Below are 17,496 nucleotides of genomic sequence, written 5' to 3'. Positions count from 1 at the left end.
GAGCATCCCGATGGTGAGGATCGGGCCGTTGGTAGGAGCGAAACGTTTCAGCGTGGGAGGAGGCCGGTTGTGACCGACGGCGATTATCTCGCCTTGCCGCTGGCATCCGCCGCGATCCGCCGGGCGCGGGCTTCCGCTTCTTTGGTCAAGCCGGTCTTCGATTCGGCAGTCGCGTTCGGGGTCAGGTCGACGGTCTGCTCGTCGCCGCTTCCACCGCCGCCGCATCCGCTCAGCAAGGCAGAAACAAGGAAGATGGCGGCTTGCTGTGACAAGTGTGCCGACGGCCGTTTTCGATCTTGGGTCTTCAAGTGGGGACCTCTTTTGTGAGCGGAGCCGGTCGGTGGCCGTCCCTGGTCAAATTCTGAGTCGTTCCGATCGACTTTGAGCAGGTGCGGTCTCAACCCGCTTTGCAGGCGATGATATTACTGTACTGAAATTCGTAATACCTGCAAGATGGTCGGCGATTGTGTTCTTTTGTTTGGAGGAGGAGGCTCTTGCCGTTGCGCAAGCTATCGGCCACTGGCCTGACGCTGGGTTTTGTTGCGTTGATTTTTTTATTTATGTTTTTAATGAATTGATATTGTTTTTTAAGTAACGATTGTTTGTTTGTGTTTTTGTGTGCTAAAGTATTGAAATTGATAGAAAATGAAATATTTAATTTTGATTTTTTGGCGACACGGTTGAGCGGGCCTGTTCGTAGTACCTGACCGCCTTTTCGGAGAAATGGTCATGACTGCGGAATTGACTGTGGAGCTCCTGCACGCCCCGGCTGAGAACTAGGCTCAACTTCACGAGCGATTTGCACCGTTTTTCGGCCGAGCCGAACATTTTTGATTTTATTGCGTGCTTATTTATTTTCTGATTGTGTGTCAGGGACGCAAGAGCGTCGGACCGATGGCGCTGGATTTGGCCCATGGTCCGGGACAGCCCAAATCCCAGGCGAGGGTCCTTGCCATGCAAGGCTTCCTTACTGATTCTCCTTGGTCGCAGACCGACGTCCAGCACGAGATTCAAGCGGTCTTCACTGAGCGACTCGTGCCTTCGACTCGCCGGTGGTCTGTAGGCACCGTGGGTGTGATTGATGAATCCGGCTTCGCCAGGCGGGGTCTGCGGGGCCACACTTTGGAATACAAGGCGATGGGAAGGAATTCCCGCCCGTGGAACGTTGCTGCCGACCCCTTGACATGGTTGTATAACGCAACTAATATGGTTGCGAAATACAACTAATGCGGGAGCCGTCATGCAACAGGGACCACCAGCGCCCGAGGAACTCCCGGTCGAGGAGTTGAGGGACGTTTCTCGCAAGCTCGTCCGCGAGCTCGGATTCATGCGACCCACGCTGGGCGACACCGGTTTAGGGGCTTCGGCGGTCCACGCGGTCCTCGAAATCGGCCGCACGCCCGGTATCCAAGCCCGCGACCTGGCCGACCTGCTGCGTCTCGACAAGTCGAACACAAGTCGGCAGGTCGCCAAGCTTGAGGCGGCCGGCTTGGTCAGGCGTGAGTCGGCGAGCGGCGACGCCCGGTCCTTTCACCTGTACTTGACGGATTCGGGCCAGTTCCTTCGTGGCGACATCGACCGAGTCGTCACAGACCAAGTCTCGAGGGCTCTAAGCAAGCTGGCCTCGGCCGACCGCCAAGAACTGATTCGATGCCTGACGCTCTACGTCGAAGCCTTGAAACGAGTCGGCCAGGAGCATGTGGACTGAGATGAGGAATCACGGCCGCTTGCGAACGCACAACGCGAACATTGACTGTGAGGCTATATGCGGGAGAAGAGCATGGTATCCATTCGTACTGCTGACATCGGTGACGCTGGCGTGCTGGCAGATTTGGGTCGACAGACGTTTCACGAAACGTTTGCCGCCCAGAACAGCCCGGAAGATATGGATGCCTATATGAAAGAGGCGTTCACCGTCGGGCGGCTCACCGCTGAGATTAGGGAGCCGGGGGCAGTCTACCTTGTAGCCGAGGCCCCCCCGAGGGTAATCGGCTTTGCGAGGGTCGCACCCGCTGACCCACCCGCCTGCATCACTGGGCCGTCCCCGGTGCGGTTGGTCAAGTTGTATGTTTCCGCCGACGCAATCGGTTTGGGCGTCGGGGCGGCGTTGATGCGGTCCAGTATCGAGTGGGCCAAGAACTCAGGTCACAAGTGTCTGTGGTTGGGGGTTTGGGAGCACAACCACCGTGCCAAAGCTTTCTACGAGCGGTGGAGGTTTGTGCCGGTAGGGACCGAGATGTTTCGCCTGGGCAATGATGATCAGACGGACGTGCTGATGCAGCTTATGCTGAGCGACAGGGTTGGCGGTGATCATCCCGGGGATCGGGGAACCGATCGAGGCTGATCTCTTTCATACCGTCAATCGTCCGCGTGGATCGCGTCGAATTGCTCACGGATCTGGTGGGCCGATTCTTGAACTTCGGTAAGCCTTCAGCGGAATTCAGCGATGGGCACGGGCAAGGGTGGCAACTCATCGGTGCGTAGGTAGGCGTGAATTGCCTCGGTTACGGCGGAGACGGGGCTGTGGCATCAGCGTGGCTTGCTCGGCCGTCAGTTGAGGACTGAGAACAGCCAGCAGGGATGCCACATCAAGGGTCTCCGAACCCGTCGTTGCCATGGGAATGGTGAAATGGAGCGGTCCTCAGATTGCAAGACGAACTGAATTCGGCGTAAAGTTTGCAAATGCTGTTTTTGATGACGTGATGTTGGCTTGAGCGGTTTTGGGTTGCCGCCTTGAGGCGATAACTAGCTGGATTGGGATCGTCTTGAAACGTATCATGAACTCGTTTTGAATATGACATTGAGTTCAAGGGGATTGGCAAACCCAACGAAACGGACGGATCGGATCCCGGAAAAACTTGCGGACTTTCTGTTCATAAAACGCACGCCGTGGATCACCCGGCCGACGCGTGCCGGGCGAGAGGCGGTTCGAGGGAGGATACTGCCGTGTTTCAGATGTTCGCCCCATGGGCGCTGATGCTCGGAGTGCTAATCGGAGCAGATCGTGCCGGCGGAGCGGATGACGTACTCGCTGGCAAGGGCCTGCGTGCGGACGGGACGATGTACGTGCTGCGTTCGGAGGACGATGTTAAGAAGGCCTCTGACGCCGCGGAGGCTCGACTCAAGGAATACCGCCGCGCAGCGAACTGGGAGAAGATGTCCACTCGGGACGAGGCGAGCCGGAAGTCGATGGCCGCCGAGTTGACCAAGCAGCGGGCCGCGATGAAAAAGGAGCTCGACCGGACTGTTCCCCAGATCAATGCGCAGGCCCGCAACCTTACCCAGCAGCAGAACGCACTGCGCCAGCAGATGAACGGCCTTCGGTACGGCACCAGCGGTATCGCCGCGATGGCCTATAACCAGTTGGTCGATCAGCACAACGAGCTGACCGACCAGATCGATGCGCTCCATATGCAAAGCAACCGGATGGTGGATTCATACCGCGCCATGGGTGAACAGATCGACTGGCTCGACCCGAGCCCGGAATCGGCCGCAGCGAAAACGGCCGCGAAGCCACCAACGGCCTCGGCCGATCAGAAACGCCAGGCTTACATCGAGGCCCTGGCCGCTCTCCGGAAAGTCGTCGACGAGACCAAGCAGGGTTACGAGGCCTTGGCAGAGGACGATGAAGTCGAGGCTGCGCTCAAGACTCGCAACACGCGGACGACCAAGCTTAAGTATGTCCTGGGACCCACCAAAAAGTTTCTGAACACGGTCCAGGCGCTCGAGCAGGCCGAGGCGAAGTCGACAACCGACGCCATCCTTGATGAACCCATGCCTACAGCCACGTCCAAGCGGAAGTCGCGAACAGTTCGGGGCCGGTGACGTGCGTGATTGGCGTCCGGGGGCACTGGGTGGAGTGTTACTGCCTCCTGAGAGTGGCTTGGGGACGCAGTGTTTGGGCCATGTCTTTACGAGGGATGTGGGCTGGTCTTCGGAAGAGCAGCCGTTGCGATGATGTTGGTCAGTTCCCGGAGTTCGGAATCGGCCATGGTGGAGGGTTGTGGATCGAGCGCGTCGGCGAACTTGGCCCGATCGGCCTCGGCCAGAAAGGCGATGAGTTGCGCCGCGGGCTCGGGACCGATCCTGTCGATCAAGACGGGATCGTTGGCGATTTCCTCGGTCGTTTTGGCCAGCCAGGCGGAGCCGAACGTTTCGGCCATTGAGGCCCGGAGTGAGAGTGACCAGGCGATCATTCGCTCGTGTGGCGAGTCAGAATTCTCATCGGGCACGCTCAGGCGAGCCTTCGTAGTGGGCGGGATTGGCTTTCGGCGGCGGCGCCTCCAGACGAGAAAAGCCGAGACGACGAAGGCGAAGGCGAGTGCAATCCCGAGCCAAGAGGGTGATTCGTCCAGGGGGTCTGGTCCGAGATTGGGGCGGGGGGGGGTATAAATCGTCTTGGCTGTCGGGTTCACGTTTGGCCCCGCTGGCTGGCCCGGCCGGTGAAGAACCGAATCAAGGGGCCGATCGGGTCCTCGGCCGTCGAGATCTCGTAGCCGGTCAGGCCGGCCGCCGAGCACCAGCGACGGTGGTCAGCCCGGCGTTTTTGAGCCGCCTCGGCGTAGGCGTCGCGAACTCGGGCCGAGCTTGTGTCGATGATCCGCCGGGTCCCAAGCTCGGCGTCCTCGAGCGCAACCAGGCCGGCGCTCGGGAGCGTTTCTTCGCGGGGATCCACCAGCCGGAGGGCGATCACTTCGTGCCGCCGGGAGGCCTGCCGCCAGATGCCGACAGGCTCCGGGGTAAGGAAGTCGCTGAGGACGACGATGAAGGCCCGGCGCGCCGAGCGGCGGAGTCGGGCGAGGCCGACGGCCAGGGCGGTTCGCCGTGAACTGGCCGGGGTTGCCACCAGGGCTCGGACCACACGAGCGAGATGCCGGGTCCCGCCACCGGGAGGGAGTTCGGCCTCGATTCGGTCGCTCACCAGGGCCAGGCCCACTCGGTCGCCGTTCTGGATGGCTGCTGTCGCGAGCAGGGCGGCGGCTTGCGAGGCGCGGTCGGCCTTGGTCTTTCCCTCGGGACCGAACCGGAGGCTGGCCGAAACATCGACGAGGAGCCAGAGAACGAGCGAGCGCTCTTCGATGAACCGCCGGACGTAGGGCTTCCCTTGCCGCGCGGTGACGTTCCAGTCGAGATGGCGGACGTCGTCGCCCGGCTCGTACGCCCGCAACTCGGCGAACGTGAGCCCGATCCCGGGCCGTGCGCCATGATAGGCTCCGGACAGCATCGAGACCGCCCCTGGGCGGACCCGGAACCGAAGCCTGCGCGATTGCCGGACGATCGCCGCCGCGTCCAGCGACGATGATCGGGTCGGTTCCGGTTTCTTGGAGTCAAAGGGCCAGATCATCGCTTGTCGGGTCGCGTCCGGGTCAAGGGGTGGCGGTTACTCGGTGCCGGTTGGCCTCCGGAACGATCGACGACCTGCGTTGCGCTCGGGCTTGGTCAAGCGTCCAGCGGATCCGGACCTCCCAGCGCCTCGATTCGTCGCCCCGGACGAGCCAGTGGGGGATGACCGCCGAGCTCTGATACACCCCTTCGAACCCCCCCTCGCTCTGGCTGACCGTCTCGATCGGGAAGCACCAGAGGCCCGCCGGGTTCGACCATTGGAGTTGAACCGAGAGGTCGAGCCACTCGTCGACTAACTCCAACGACTCGGTTCGGGCCAGGTCGAGCCGGGTGTCGAGCATTCCGAGCCGGCCGCCCGCCCCGTCGCTGAAGTAGCGGTCGTCGGCATGGCCGGCCATCGCCGCGAAGTTCATCTCGACGGCGAAGTGGAGCGTGGTGTCGAGCGGTAGCTCTTCCAGAACGTAGTGCACTTCGAGGCTCGAGGAGTCGGCACCCAGCTCGATCGTCTTCCGGATCTGGATCCGGTGCCCCTCCGCCCAGCCGGGCCGGTCCATGAAGAGGGCGACCCGGTCGGGGGTCCGCTGGACCCGCGCGTGGTAAGCGCCCACGAGGAAATCACCCCGCTCGACGTCGTGGCAATCCGCCAGTTCTTGGAGCGTGACGTCCTTTGCGTAGAAGTGATCGACGAGGCCCTTACGCGGATGTCGGTCATAGACCAGGAGCCGGTCGAGACCTTCCTGCTTCATGACGAGCCGGTCGCTGATGATTGCTGGACCGTCGTAATGGCCGGCCCCTGACTGTGCGGCGGACGCAATCGCGCCGTGGTAGGCCTCGGGGCGGCGGTCGAGGGTGGCCAGGAGGTTTGTCAACGAGCGTCGGTCGTCGAGCTCGTAGATGTGGCCCCCCGTCGCAGGGCGGACGAAGGCGACGAGCCGCTCGTTTTCAAGGCGAACTTCCTGCCGGGCGTCGAGGTTGAAGTCGGCGACGTCGAGCGAAACGCGCGGCCCTGTTTTGCCCTCGGCGTCGTCCAGCGCGTTGTGGGATGCGATCAGGCTGCGATAAATCGCGTTCCGGAGGTGGGGCAGGTAGAGCCCGCCGAACGCCCCGTGCCAGTAGGGGCAGTTGCACTGGCCTCGGTAGAGATCCTGGCGCGCGGCGTCGAGGTAGTCGGGATCGACGGCCGGGTTCGCCTCGGCGAGGGCCACTCGGCGCGAGAGTTCGAGCATCCGCGCGTACATCTCGTCGCTCTCGGAATAACGCGCTTTGAAGTTCCGCCAGTACCCCCCCGCGCGGAGGAACGGCTTGAGCCGATCGGCCGCGGGCTCGTTCGCGGTCTGCCTGATCGACTCCTGGTAGGCCGTCAGCCGGGAGGCGGGCAAGGCCCACTCGGTCATCTCGCGATAGGAGCTGTCGGGTAGGTAGATCTTGCCCAAGGGAAGCGTTTCGTCGACCGCCCGCGCAAAGGTCGTCGGCTCGATCCAATCGCGGTTGCCGGCGATCATGTCGCAGAACCGGCGGAGCCAGCCGTGGGTATAGACATGGTCATGCGTGTCGGGCCAGCAACCGAACTTCTCGCCGTCGTCGCCGAAGACGACGGTCGAGCCGGGGTGATGGTCGGCCAGATGCCGGAGGTATTCGTAGGTGGCGTGGGGTTCCTGGAACGGGATCGTGTAGCGGAGCCGTTCCGAGCCCGGAAAGACCTTGATGAGCCGGCCGTCGTCCTCGGTAAGGTAATAGCCGAAGAGGTCCGGCTCGCTCAGCCCGGCCCGCTGGAAGTGGAAGTCGTCGAGCACCGTGTATTCGATCCCTGCCTCGGCCAAGGCCAGGACGAGGTGCTGTTCCCAGACGCGTTCGGGCATCCACATGCCGCGAATGTTGGCGCCGAGGAGGTCGTTCAGGTAGGTCGAATAGGCGCGGATCTGCCCCACCCGGTCGCGGTGGGGGATCATGGTCATGATCGGTTCGTAGAAGCCGCCGCCGAGGATCTCGACCCGGCCGGCCGCCACCAAGGCGCGAACCCGGGCGATGTATTCCGGTTTCCGCTCGGCCAGCCACTCCAGGAGCGGTCCCGAGGTGTGCAACGCGAACGGAATCTCGGGGTAGCCTTCCAGGACATCCAGGAACGGCAGATAGCTGTCGCGGTAGGCCCCCTCGAAGACGCCGTCGAAATTGCCCACCGGCTGGTGGTTGTGCAAGGCGAGGATCAGGCGGACACCGGACATGGGAAGCCCTCTTGGCAGTCAGCGGCCGTGTGTGGCGTGCGCGTCCATCCTCGCAGAAGCCTCCCTCGATCGCCAATCCCGATTGTTGGACTCGAGGTCGATTCTTGGGGGGCGATCTGAAGACCGAAAGGCGGCGGTTTGGTTGCTCTCGATTGTTCAGGCAAAACAGGAAACTTGCAAGAACCGTGATGAATCGTTCCAGATTGGCCGGGGCCTCGTTTTCGAGACCCCGGTGTGCAGGCCCCGGATCCGGGGTCTCGAAGTTGAGATCTCGGATACCCTTGGAGCCTCTTATTTACCAAAAGGAACACTCGGCGCACCTTTTGTCAGGCAAGACCGGTCCCTTGACTGATGATGGGCGTCGGCGCCGCGGGAAACTCGGTCTCGCGAAGGAAGGCCGCCGCATCCTCGGGGGGAACCGGGTTGATGTAGAAGCCGGACCCCCACTCGAACCCGGCGACCTTGGAAAGCCGGGGGATGATTTCGATGTGCCAGTGGTAGTGGGGCAGCTCTTGGTGGTCGAACGGTGAGGTATGGATGATGTAGTTATACGCGGGGTTGTCCAAGGCCAGCTCCAGCTTGCCAAGGACCTGTCTGAGCACCGTCGCCAGGTCGTCGACCCCTTGTTTGGGGATGTTCTCGAAGTGGCTCGAATGGGTTTTAGGGACGATCCAGGTCTCGAACGGGAAGCGGCTGGCGTACGGGCAGAAGGCGGTGAAGTGCGACGTGTCGAGCACGATCCGCTTCTCGGTGGAGAGCTCTTGCTGGACCATGTCGCAGTAAATGCATCGCCCCCGGTAATTGAAGAACTCGAGGGAGCCGGTCATCTCCTCCCAGACCGAGATTGGCACGATCGGGGTGACGATCAACTGGCTATGGGTGTGCTCCAGGCTGGCGCCTGCGGCCGAGCCCACGTTTTTGAAGAGCATGCCGTGGACCAGCCGCGAATCTTTCTTCAGGTCCACCAGCCGATCGCGATAGACCCAAAGGATCTCGCGAATGTTCTCTTCCGGAAGCTCGGGGAGGCTGATGTGGTGCTGGGGACTCTCGATGATGACTTCGTGGGCGCCGACGCCCGCCATCTTGTCATAGATCCCCTCCCCGCGCTTGTTCAGGTTCCCCTCGATCTTCAAGGCGGGGAACTTGTTGGGGACGACCCGGATCCGCCACCCTGGTCCGTTGGGCCGCGTTCCGCGCTCGCGGTAGGCGACAATCTCCGGCGGTGTTTTGTCCTCGTTGCCTTCGCAGAACGGGCAGAAGCTCCCCTCGGCCTGCAACTGCGCCTCGCCGGTGAAGTCGTGAGGTCGCTTGGCCCGCTCGTGCGCGATGATCACCCAGCGACCGACGATCGGATCCTTACGCAGTTCGGGCATTTTGAGCCTCCTCTTCACTAGGCGATGAGCAATCCTGGGGAGCTTGGGGGAATCGAATGACGAGGGAAGGAACCCGAGTCATGCGCTCCCGAGCGGTTCACCATCCGGTTGAACCTCAGACTTGCCACAGGATTCGTTCGAAGTCGGGAGTCGGGACGGCCAATTCGAAGATGCCCTCGCGTGGAGCGCGATCGACGCTTGACTCGCCTTCAATCAGCTCGACATAAAAGCGAATGGGATCGTCGGCGCGAAGCCCAAGTCGGCCGAACGGGACGGCCAGCTCGAGGATCTTTCCCGTGGCGACCTCAACGGTGGTTCCATTACTGGAGGGCTGGCCGGCATGGTTGATGTGGGCCGTCGGCCTGGGGAGCGACGGGTTCTCGACCACGATCTCCCATTCGGCCGGATCGACGAACCCGACGCGAAGCTGGCTCGTCTCGGCCAGCCGCTCGCTCGCGGGCCCGCCATCGGTATCGACTCTGATCAGGAGCCGATCGGCACTGAAGCCGAACCAGATGGAATGGAGCGGTCCGCGTGTGACGAGGGCCATCGTCCCCCGCTCATTGCCGCAGAGGTAGCGGGCGGCGTTGATCCACTCGAAGTAGGACGAACGCCCGTCGACCTTCACGTTGAGGAAGCTAGTGGGTTGATCGTGGATCGGCCGGTGGCTCACGGCCTGGGAGATCGGCGTGAACAAGGTGCCGGGCGGATCTTGCGACAGCAGAGAGTACACGTTTCGCAGGTGCTTGCGGAACAGGTGATCGAACAGGGCGTCGAGTGCGCTTGAGTGGTCGTCGCCGTACCACCAGAACCAGTCGGAGCCTTCGGCGATGTAGATTTCGTCCCAGGCTCGCGCCAGGATCTCGGGGGTGTGCCGGCCGGTCTCGACCTCGCTGACAAGGAATTGCCGGGTGGCATGCAGGGCATCCCAGGCGCGGTTGTCCTCGGGGTGGCCGATCCAGATCGCGAAGTTGTGGCTGATCCAACTCCCCGAGAAAAGCCGGGGGAGGGTGTCGGCCGGGGGGTAATCGCGGAGGAATTCGCCCACGGTTACCGGCCTGACCCGCGAGTCGCGCGCCGCACTCTGGTAGAGCGAGCGGAGGAATGAGACGCCGCCGTCGGGGTAGTACTCCCAGCAGTTTTCGCCGTCGAGAATCACGGGGACGAGCGTGGCCGGATTTTGGCGGCAGGCGTCTCCGATCGCGTGGAGCTTGCCGAGGAAGTCGCTCGCGGCGGCCGGCCCGGGACTGCGCTGGTAGTGGAAGCCGACCTGGTCGGACATCGAATGGTCGCGGAAGACGATGCCGAGCTCGCTCCCTTGCTCGGCCACTTTCCAGGCGCGGTAGAGGAGTTCGGGGTGCCGGACGTGTCCTCGGCTATCGCGGCCGACCTTGCCCTGAGTCGAGGCGCCGAGGATTTCCTCGTCGGTGGCGATCCACTCGATGCCGTGGCGGGCCAGCAGCGGAATCATCGCCTGGCAGACCGACCCTTCACTCGGCCACATCCCGCGAGGGCGCTCGCCGAAATGCTTTTGGTGGCTCTCGACGGCCCGTTTCACGTGAACCTCGGCGTCATCGAGGTAGCCGTCGCGATAGCCGGGTAGATTCACGTCGGGCATGGCCTCGCGGGCCAGCCGCTTGTCGAAGAGCAGGGGGACGATCGGGTGGTAAAAGGGGGTGGTGGTGAGCTCGACCTGACCCCGGTCGGCGAGCTTGCGGTGCAATGGAATGATCTGCGCGAGGAGTTCACGCTGCTTGTCGAGCAGCCATTGCTTCTCGTCTTCGGTGTAGCGCCGACCTTTGGCCTTGAACTCGGCGAGCTCGGCGTCCTTCTCGAACAGGATCGGGTGCATCCAGCTCAGGTTCGACCAGACCTGCAAGTCGCGGATGTCGCGTTCGCGGAACCGAGGGAGCGCCTGCTCGGCCGAATCGACTCCGAGCCCGCGCTGGTGGTAGAGTTCGTGGTAGCGCGGGTGGGGACGGATCATGGCATCGGCATGGGCCATGAAGAAGTTGTCGAGCAGGTAAAGCGCATCGTCGTGGTCCATGCCGTCGGCCGGAAGGCGGGAGACGCGCAGGTGCTGGTCGGTTGCACCTTGCACGTAGGCTTCGATCTGTACGAGTAAGCTCGGGACCAGATTGATCGTGCAGCGAAACTCGGGCACTTCCTCAAGATGCAGGGCCATGCCCAGATAATCTTTCGTGCCGTGAAGCCGGACCCAGGGCATTGGGTTTTCGCCAGCGACATCGTCAGGATAGTAGGGCTGGTGTTGGTGCCACATCAGGGCCAGGGAGACGGTAGGCATGACGCATCCTTATTGCTTCTGAGGTCGAACGACGAAAACCAAAGTCGAGGCCGCCGCGATCGGTCCGACCCGTGCCGGGGTTCGTCGCTCGGAAACGAGCTTTCTCCCTGGGCGCCTCATCGCTTTCGCAATGGAGATTCGAATTGTCATGCGTCGTTGAAAGTGAGCCATGGCACTGCGAATGAAGGATATGGCTGTTCAGGTGGCAATGCGTTCGGACTTTGCATGATTGGGAGGCCCGCCGATCCGCATTTCACCCTGACGTGAGTTGAGTGGTTCGATCCGATCTGTTCAGGTTTCAGAAGACGAAACCGCCGTTGGCTCACCCGACGGATCGATCGGGGTTGGCAGAGGCATCGAGAACCGAGCCACATTGGTTCTTGATTTCTTGCGTCTCGGGGGGTGGAGACTTCAAGAACGGCCTGTCCATTCTCAAGACGTCTTCTTGAATTAGACCATCCCTGTGATCCAGAACGACTTTTGGAGGTTGTCACCCCACTGGTCATCGACCACTTCGATCGGAAAAACCCAACCTTTTTGATGAACGCTCCTGTCACAATACGGCACGACCACCATAAGAAATTTTGGAGCGTTCGGGATCTGATGTCAAATGAAAGGGGAGGTGAACTCGGCGGTCACGGCCTATTAACAGGTTTCTTCGCAGTACACAAGCCACCGAGATGGCTCCCCACGACCGGTTCGCCCGGCTAAAAGAACCCGGCGGGGCAATCGAAAGCGGTGAGTTGGGTGGTCCGCACGACCTCTTGCGAATGACGGGAAGTGCGTAGCTGGAAAGAGGTTGGCGGGATCGCGGAGTGAGATGGATCGGGCCGTTCGGGGCGGTGGACTTCTTCTTGCCCTCGGCATGTTCACATCAGCCAAGCATGAAGGGTGTCATCGTAACATTTTTTAACTTGAAAGTCGCCGAAGGAGTTAGTAGGGTTTACTCAGCCCAACATTGCCATGGATGCACCAGGAGTATGATACGGAGATCACCCCATGCGCAGAATTATTGAGTTGGATGCCATTCGCGGCCTCGCCGCAATGGCAGTAATGATCTATCATCTGAAACCCCAAGCGTTTGCACTCCACGGGGTCCGTGTTGATCTCTTTCTGATTCTGTCTGGCTATCTTCTCACGTCGATCATTCTTAAAAAAGGGGATGGGGCTCGATTTCTCTTCACTTTTTCCGTGAGGCGTTGGCTTCGACTTTGGCCAACTTATTTCATTGCGATCATGCTTCTGGTGTTAGTGAATCCTTGGCTCTCCAAACCGTTCCCGATGGACGGGCTCCCTTATTATTTGACCTTCACGCAGAATGTAACCCGCTATTGGTCGAACACGATTCCGGCTTTCTGCTGGTATTTTGAACACACCTGGAGCCTCGCCATTGAAGAACAATTTTTCTTGTTCTGGCCGGTGATGGTGATGCTCCTGGGCCGTCGGCGGCTGGTGCCGGTCGCCCTCGCGCTGGTGGTGATGTCGGTGGTTATGCGAAGCCTGGGCACGCATTGGTGGCTTCTCGTAGCACGCTGCGATGGATTCGCATTCGGCTCGGTCCTGGCGGCGATCTTCCTCGAACGCGAGCAGGTGGAACGCCATCGTGCGAAAATCCAACTTGGTTTGAGTCTCACCAGTCTATTCGCAGTTGGCTTTGTTGTGGCGACAACGACGACCACCCTCGAGATGGATTTCAGCGAAATGTCACTTTGGCCATCACTGATGGTCCTTTCATGGAACCTGCTCTACTTCGGTCTCATCGGACTTGTCATCCTCAATACGGGTCATCCTAGTCTCCGTATTTTGCGTGACCCTCGCCTGGGTTATCTGGGGAAAGTCAGTTACGGGATCTACTTGTTCCATTCGTTCGTTTTTGTCTCGCTTTGGGCCCTTGGCCGATATCTTCACTGGGGCGAACCAGTTTGGTTGGATGTGGCGAAGATCGTGCTGACGATTGTGGTCGCTTCCATCTCCTGGCATTGGATCGAGCAACCGATCGCCAATTTGAAAGATCGGTTCCGATATGAACCGGTGCGGACTTCTTCCCTGCCCCTGAATGCTCATCGGTTCGGGGGAGTCCGAGCCTGACCATTGGGGCGTCAGCCAACGAAAACACCCCGGCGGTCGCAGGTGCGGCCACTGGGGTGTTTGTTCGACCAGATCCAATCGATAGCCGAGCGAGTACCGCTTTTTTTTAGTTGGACAGGGCTTCCTCGTAGGCTTCGGACGCCGTCGCCTGGATCGACTGGAGTTTTCGGCACGCCTCCGCGTGGGCCAGGGTCACTTGCTCGGCGTCCCAGTCCACCATTCGGCCTGGGAATTCTTGGAGCTTCGCCCAACTGTTGAGGTATTTCAGCAGCCCGACCGAATAGCGCTGTTCCTGATCCTTCGTCCATGCGAACAGCGCCTTGCCGGAGCGGGGCGGCCCCCCGTTGCCATGAGCCGTGGTCGTCGTGGACCGTGCCTGCGGGGATGGGGACGCATGGGCTGGCGCGGTCTGCGGCTGTGGCTCCGAGGCGGCGAGAGCCTGCTCAATTCCAGGGGTTCGCTCCTGCACGAAGGCAGGGATGCCGTCTCGGTACAGGTAACGGGCCACTCCAAACTTGACGGCGGCCCGTTTGAAGGCGTCGGAGTAGCCGGACTTGTCGTCATCGCCCGAGTCGGCCATTCCGGCGTAGCCGCCAGCGTCTGCCTTGGTCAGCGTCGTCCCGTCCGGCAGCCGGATGGTCAACTCGCACAAGACGCTGTTTTCACCAGGGACGTAATGATCCCACCAATTCTCGGGGCCGAGAACGGTGTCGAGTCGATTCATCACGGTCCGCGCTGTGATGTAGTGGAGCTGGCGCCCGTTCTGGGAACGGAGCTTTGCTTCGTTGGGCTCGAAGGGTGCGGCGAGGGCCGCAAATAAGTCGGGATGTTGAGTCATGGCTGACGCCCCCCGGAGGATCGGGCGGGCGCGAATCCGATCGCCCCGCCGCCCTCGACTGGTATCAAACACCGGGTGCAAAGGACGACGCCTCGGGAATCAAACACGAAAACGCCGTCGCCCGATCGATCCCGGTGACGCACGCGGGTTCGATCGGACAACAGCATTCTAATCCAGTACCGCTCGGTTTACAAGCGTACACTGAACGAATGTTCGGAATTTTCGGAGAGGGCGGCCAAGGCAGTGTTTGAGGGCTGAGTGAGGACCGCGGCCTTGGTCGTGAATTCGTAGCGTTGGAGGAGCAAGACGAGCAGGAGGCAACCGAGAACCATGGCCCCGAGGGCGATGCCGAGCAGGGCGACGAAGATATCGCTGCGCGGGGACTGGACAAAGACGCCAGGGCGACCGGCAGCTCCTCGGGCTCCCCCGCTAGCTCCGCGGGCCGCTGCGGAACGTGGACGAGACAATGTCGCCCTCCTTTATCTTTTTGCCTTGGATGGTTGTCCCGCCGACCACCACGCCCACGGCCTGGTCCGGGTCAACGGAAAGGATACGAATCTTGCCGAGATACTCAGGCTTGGGCTTGAGCCTCCAGAGGTAGAGCTCGTGGCCGACGACCAAGCCGTCGTCTGATCCGATCGTCAGTTCGACCCGATTATCCCGGTCGACCCGAGCGACCTCGCCGTGGACGGAAGGGGGGCTTTCCAGCCCTTTGACCTGGGTGATGTCGTCGGAAAGGCCATGCTGTCGGAGCAGGGCGGAGAACTTGGCCGAGGTCTCGCGGAGAGAGTCGGCGTTATTCTTGGCCACGTCCCGTTCGCGAGTGAGGATCCGGATCTTGTCGTTCAGCTCCGCCTGTGCGAGCTTGAAGTCATTGGCCTGCTTTTCGACCTCCAACTTCTGTTCGCGGAGTCGTTGGGCTTCGTTGCGGCTATGCTCCGCCTCTTGAAGGGCGCTCTGGGCGTTCGTCTGTGCGGTCGCTACCTCGCCGCGAGCCGCAGTGGCCTCGTTGCGAATGGAGTCGATGTCCTTCGTGAGCTGGGCAATCGTGTTGTTCAGCGTATCGACGGCCGCTTTGTGGCTCGTTTGAGCCTTGGCGAGATCGCCTTCAAGGGTCTTGATGGCTGTGGTTGCGTCCGAATTTTTCTTCTGGAGCTCTGTGACCTGAGCCTTGGCCTTCGTGGTCGCTTCCTTCCAGTTCGTGGCGGTCGTAAAGACCACCGTCGAGATGCCGAGGAACATCAGCGAGAAGGCCATGATGACGATCACGAGGATCTTGCCGACGAACGTCATGGTCCCATCCTAAGCAGGTCTTGGAGAAGACGGTCGGCCGTGTACCCCTTGCGTCGTGCCGCCACGAGTCAAGCGCGGGGAAGGGGACAGAGACCGTGCGGGTCCGGGAAGTGGAGTCAGGTCGAAAGCAACAACCGCAACGGCTGTGCCATCGACATTCCTTTTGTAGATTTTACAGGACCGAGTCCGGGGCCGGCAAGAATCATTGGTGAACGATTCTTCCCTCCGCTCCCCGGTTTCGAACACGACTAAACTTACCCGATGAATCCGGGTCTGACAAGCAAGGAGGCTTGGTGAATTTGGGTTAGGCGGATCGGCGTGACCGGGCCGTTTGCAAAAGACAGGCAGGGATTAACGCGAGGGTGAGGGTGAGGCAGCCGATTCCCAGCCAGTCTCCCCATTCTGAATAGAGGGCAACGCGGTCGTCGAGCGGGACGGTGACGGAGAGGACTCCCTCCGTAAGCTTGGGCAGGGAGGCGATCACCCGACCGTTGCCGTCGACCAGCGCCGACACGCCGGTGTTGACCGCCCGCGCCAGCGGCACCCGGTTCTCGATTGCCCGGAACACGCTGATCGCCAGATGCATGTCGTGTTCGACGGAACCTTGGAACCAACCATCGTTGGAGATGTTGAGGACGACGTCGGGCTGCCGGGTTCCTTGTCCTTGGAAGAACCGGCGGACGAGTTGGGGGATGGTGTCTTCAAAGCAGATGGCCGTGGCCATTCGGAATCGACCGAGTTGAAACCAGGCTGGCTTGGTGCCGAACGCGAGTCTCGGAACCGAGGCGCCTCGATAGGGAGTCAAGACGGTCAGCCAGGGGAAGAGATCGATGAGAGGAACGTATTCGCCAAACGGGACGAGGTGGATCTTGGCGTAGCGCTGGATCGCCTTGATGTTCGGCTCGAACAGGATGGCCGAGTTGAACTTGGAAAAGCCGGATTCGTGGAAGTCGTAGATCAGGCTTCCGACGAGCATGGGGACCCGGATCTGGTCGGCCCAGTTGTGGAGCTGGAACGCGGATTCCCGCTCCCAATCAATCCAGAACTCCCGGCCATTGCGCGGGTCGAGCGAGCGCGCTTGGCGTTCAAAGTCCGCATCGCTGAGTGGGGAGTTACGGACCACGAACGGGAAGGGATAGGCGGTCTCGGGCCAGACAATCAGGTCAAGCTGTTTGTTGTCTCGGAGCGCCCGCTCCACTAGCGCCCTGTACGTCAGGAGAATCTGGTCGCGATCGCCTAAAATCTTCCGTGACTGCTCCATGTTCGACTGGAGCAGGGCGAGCCGGGGGCCGTCGTGGAACCGGGCGGTCGCGATCCGAAACGTACCGTATCCGGCCGTGGCCGTGAGCGCTCCCAGGACGATCGCCGCGCGAACCAGTTGCGGACGGGCGAGTCGGTTGCCTCTTGGAGTCAACTGGAGGAGGGGGACGGTGCGGAGGTCGACCAGCCAGGCGTTGACCAGGGCGATGAGGACGCTCACCCCCAGTGCCCCGGTTGTGTCCGCGATCTGGATCAAGGGGAGCGCTCGGTGCTGGCTGTGGGCCAGGTAGTACCAAGGAAATCCGGTGAGAATGTGGGCGCGGACGAACTCGAGCCCGACCCAGATCAAGGGGGCTGCCACCATCAGCGGGACCCCGAGCCGGAGCACGGCGAGTCGAGCCACGAGGAGGAATCCCGGCCACCAGACCGAGAGTACCAGCGCCATCACGAGCCAGGCCAGCCAGGCGTCGCTGTCCGTCAGTCGGACCCACTGGATCGAGAGGACCCAGAACAGCATCCCCCCGGTCCAGGCTCCGAAGTAGATCGAGCGGCGCGACCGCTGGCTTTTGATCAGCAGGAACAAAGGGACGAGCGCTCCCCAGGCCAGCCAACTCCAGTCGGTCGGCAAGAACGAAAACCAGAGGAGCATCGCCGAGAAAAAAGCGAGCACGACCGGATGGCGATCGTAGGAGCATGACCGCGTCGACGAGTCGACGGTCTTCGGGTTGGCCGCCGTGGGTGCTTCGGTCGTCGCCATATGATCGCTCCCTCCCC

Annotated in this window: 15 protein-coding genes; 5 read left to right on the top strand and 10 right to left on the bottom strand. The window is 61.4% G+C overall.

The genetic code is table 11. The features are described 5' to 3' along the window. Window positions 1-83: 83 nt before the first annotated feature. Complete coding sequence (locus tag SINAC_RS32195) at window positions 84-308, bottom strand: hypothetical protein (RefSeq protein ID WP_015249731.1); 225 nt, start codon at window positions 306-308, stop codon at window positions 84-86. 535 nt (window positions 309-843) lie between these two features. On the opposite strand from SINAC_RS32195, the gene SINAC_RS32190 reads away from it, so the two are divergent. The 4 genes from SINAC_RS32190 to SINAC_RS32175 all read left to right on the top strand — a co-directional run bounded on the left by SINAC_RS32190 (window position 844) and on the right by SINAC_RS32175 (window position 3,825). Further along, a complete protein-coding gene (locus SINAC_RS32190; RefSeq protein WP_315850084.1) occupies window positions 844-1,227 on the top strand; it encodes a transposase in 384 nt (127 codons plus the stop codon). Between the two features lie 13 nt (window positions 1,228-1,240). Then, entirely contained in the window at window positions 1,241-1,708 is a 468-nt protein-coding gene (locus SINAC_RS32185; RefSeq protein ID WP_015249729.1) for a MarR family winged helix-turn-helix transcriptional regulator, read from the top strand. 72 nt (window positions 1,709-1,780) lie between these two features. Continuing rightward, complete coding sequence (locus SINAC_RS32180) at window positions 1,781-2,344, top strand: GNAT family N-acetyltransferase (RefSeq protein WP_015249728.1); 564 nt, start codon at window positions 1,781-1,783, stop codon at window positions 2,342-2,344. Between the two features lie 611 nt (window positions 2,345-2,955). Further along, window positions 2,956-3,825, top strand: coding sequence for a hypothetical protein (locus tag SINAC_RS32175; RefSeq protein ID WP_237722727.1), 870 nt, complete (start codon window positions 2,956-2,958; stop codon window positions 3,823-3,825). A gap of 86 nt (window positions 3,826-3,911) precedes the next feature. Here SINAC_RS32175 and SINAC_RS32170 read toward each other — a convergent pair whose 3' ends face one another. From SINAC_RS32170 to SINAC_RS32150, 5 genes are all read right to left on the bottom strand, one after another. Beyond that, window positions 3,912-4,415 (bottom strand): hypothetical protein, encoded by a 504-nt coding sequence (locus SINAC_RS32170; protein WP_015249726.1) that lies wholly within the window; start codon window positions 4,413-4,415, stop codon window positions 3,912-3,914. Further along, entirely contained in the window at window positions 4,412-5,344 is a 933-nt protein-coding gene (locus tag SINAC_RS32165; RefSeq protein WP_015249725.1) for a DUF58 domain-containing protein, read from the bottom strand. The genes SINAC_RS32170 and SINAC_RS32165 overlap by 4 nt, the downstream gene beginning before the upstream one ends. Window positions 5,345-5,366: 22 nt before the next feature. After that, window positions 5,367-7,565: an alpha-amylase/4-alpha-glucanotransferase domain-containing protein gene (locus SINAC_RS32160; RefSeq protein WP_015249724.1), complete on the bottom strand. Its 2,199-nt coding sequence runs from the start codon at window positions 7,563-7,565 to the stop codon at window positions 5,367-5,369. Between the two features lie 326 nt (window positions 7,566-7,891). Then, the gene (gene galT / locus SINAC_RS32155; RefSeq protein ID WP_015249723.1) at window positions 7,892-8,938 is read right to left on the bottom strand and encodes a galactose-1-phosphate uridylyltransferase; all 1,047 of its coding nucleotides are present in this window, start codon (window positions 8,936-8,938) and stop codon (window positions 7,892-7,894) included. 115 nt (window positions 8,939-9,053) lie between these two features. Continuing rightward, window positions 9,054-11,243: a glycoside hydrolase family 57 protein gene (locus SINAC_RS32150; protein WP_015249722.1), complete on the bottom strand. Its 2,190-nt coding sequence runs from the start codon at window positions 11,241-11,243 to the stop codon at window positions 9,054-9,056. A gap of 999 nt (window positions 11,244-12,242) precedes the next feature. On the opposite strand from SINAC_RS32150, the gene SINAC_RS32145 reads away from it, so the two are divergent. After that, the gene (locus SINAC_RS32145; RefSeq protein WP_015249721.1) at window positions 12,243-13,331 is read left to right on the top strand and encodes an acyltransferase family protein; all 1,089 of its coding nucleotides are present in this window, start codon (window positions 12,243-12,245) and stop codon (window positions 13,329-13,331) included. A gap of 106 nt (window positions 13,332-13,437) precedes the next feature. Here SINAC_RS32145 and SINAC_RS32140 read toward each other — a convergent pair whose 3' ends face one another. From SINAC_RS32140 to lnt, 4 genes are all read right to left on the bottom strand, one after another. Continuing rightward, window positions 13,438-14,169, bottom strand: coding sequence for a Rad52/Rad22 family DNA repair protein (locus SINAC_RS32140; RefSeq protein ID WP_237722653.1), 732 nt, complete (start codon window positions 14,167-14,169; stop codon window positions 13,438-13,440). 188 nt (window positions 14,170-14,357) lie between these two features. Continuing rightward, window positions 14,358-14,636 carry a hypothetical protein gene (locus SINAC_RS32135; RefSeq protein ID WP_015249719.1) on the bottom strand — a complete coding sequence of 93 codons (279 nt, stop codon included), beginning with the start codon at window positions 14,634-14,636 and terminating at the stop codon, window positions 14,358-14,360. Continuing rightward, entirely contained in the window at window positions 14,599-15,462 is an 864-nt protein-coding gene (locus SINAC_RS32130) for a hypothetical protein (protein WP_015249718.1), read from the bottom strand. The genes SINAC_RS32135 and SINAC_RS32130 overlap by 38 nt, the downstream gene beginning before the upstream one ends. A 304-nt stretch (window positions 15,463-15,766) precedes the next feature. Further along, window positions 15,767-17,479 (bottom strand): apolipoprotein N-acyltransferase, encoded by a 1,713-nt coding sequence (lnt, locus tag SINAC_RS32125; protein ID WP_015249717.1) that lies wholly within the window; start codon window positions 17,477-17,479, stop codon window positions 15,767-15,769. Window positions 17,480-17,496 lie beyond the last annotated feature (17 nt).

Source organism: Singulisphaera acidiphila DSM 18658 (assembly GCF_000242455.2).
Classification (GTDB): domain Bacteria; phylum Planctomycetota; class Planctomycetia; order Isosphaerales; family Isosphaeraceae; genus Singulisphaera; species Singulisphaera acidiphila.
This window is presented reverse-complemented; position numbering and strand designations above follow the sequence as displayed.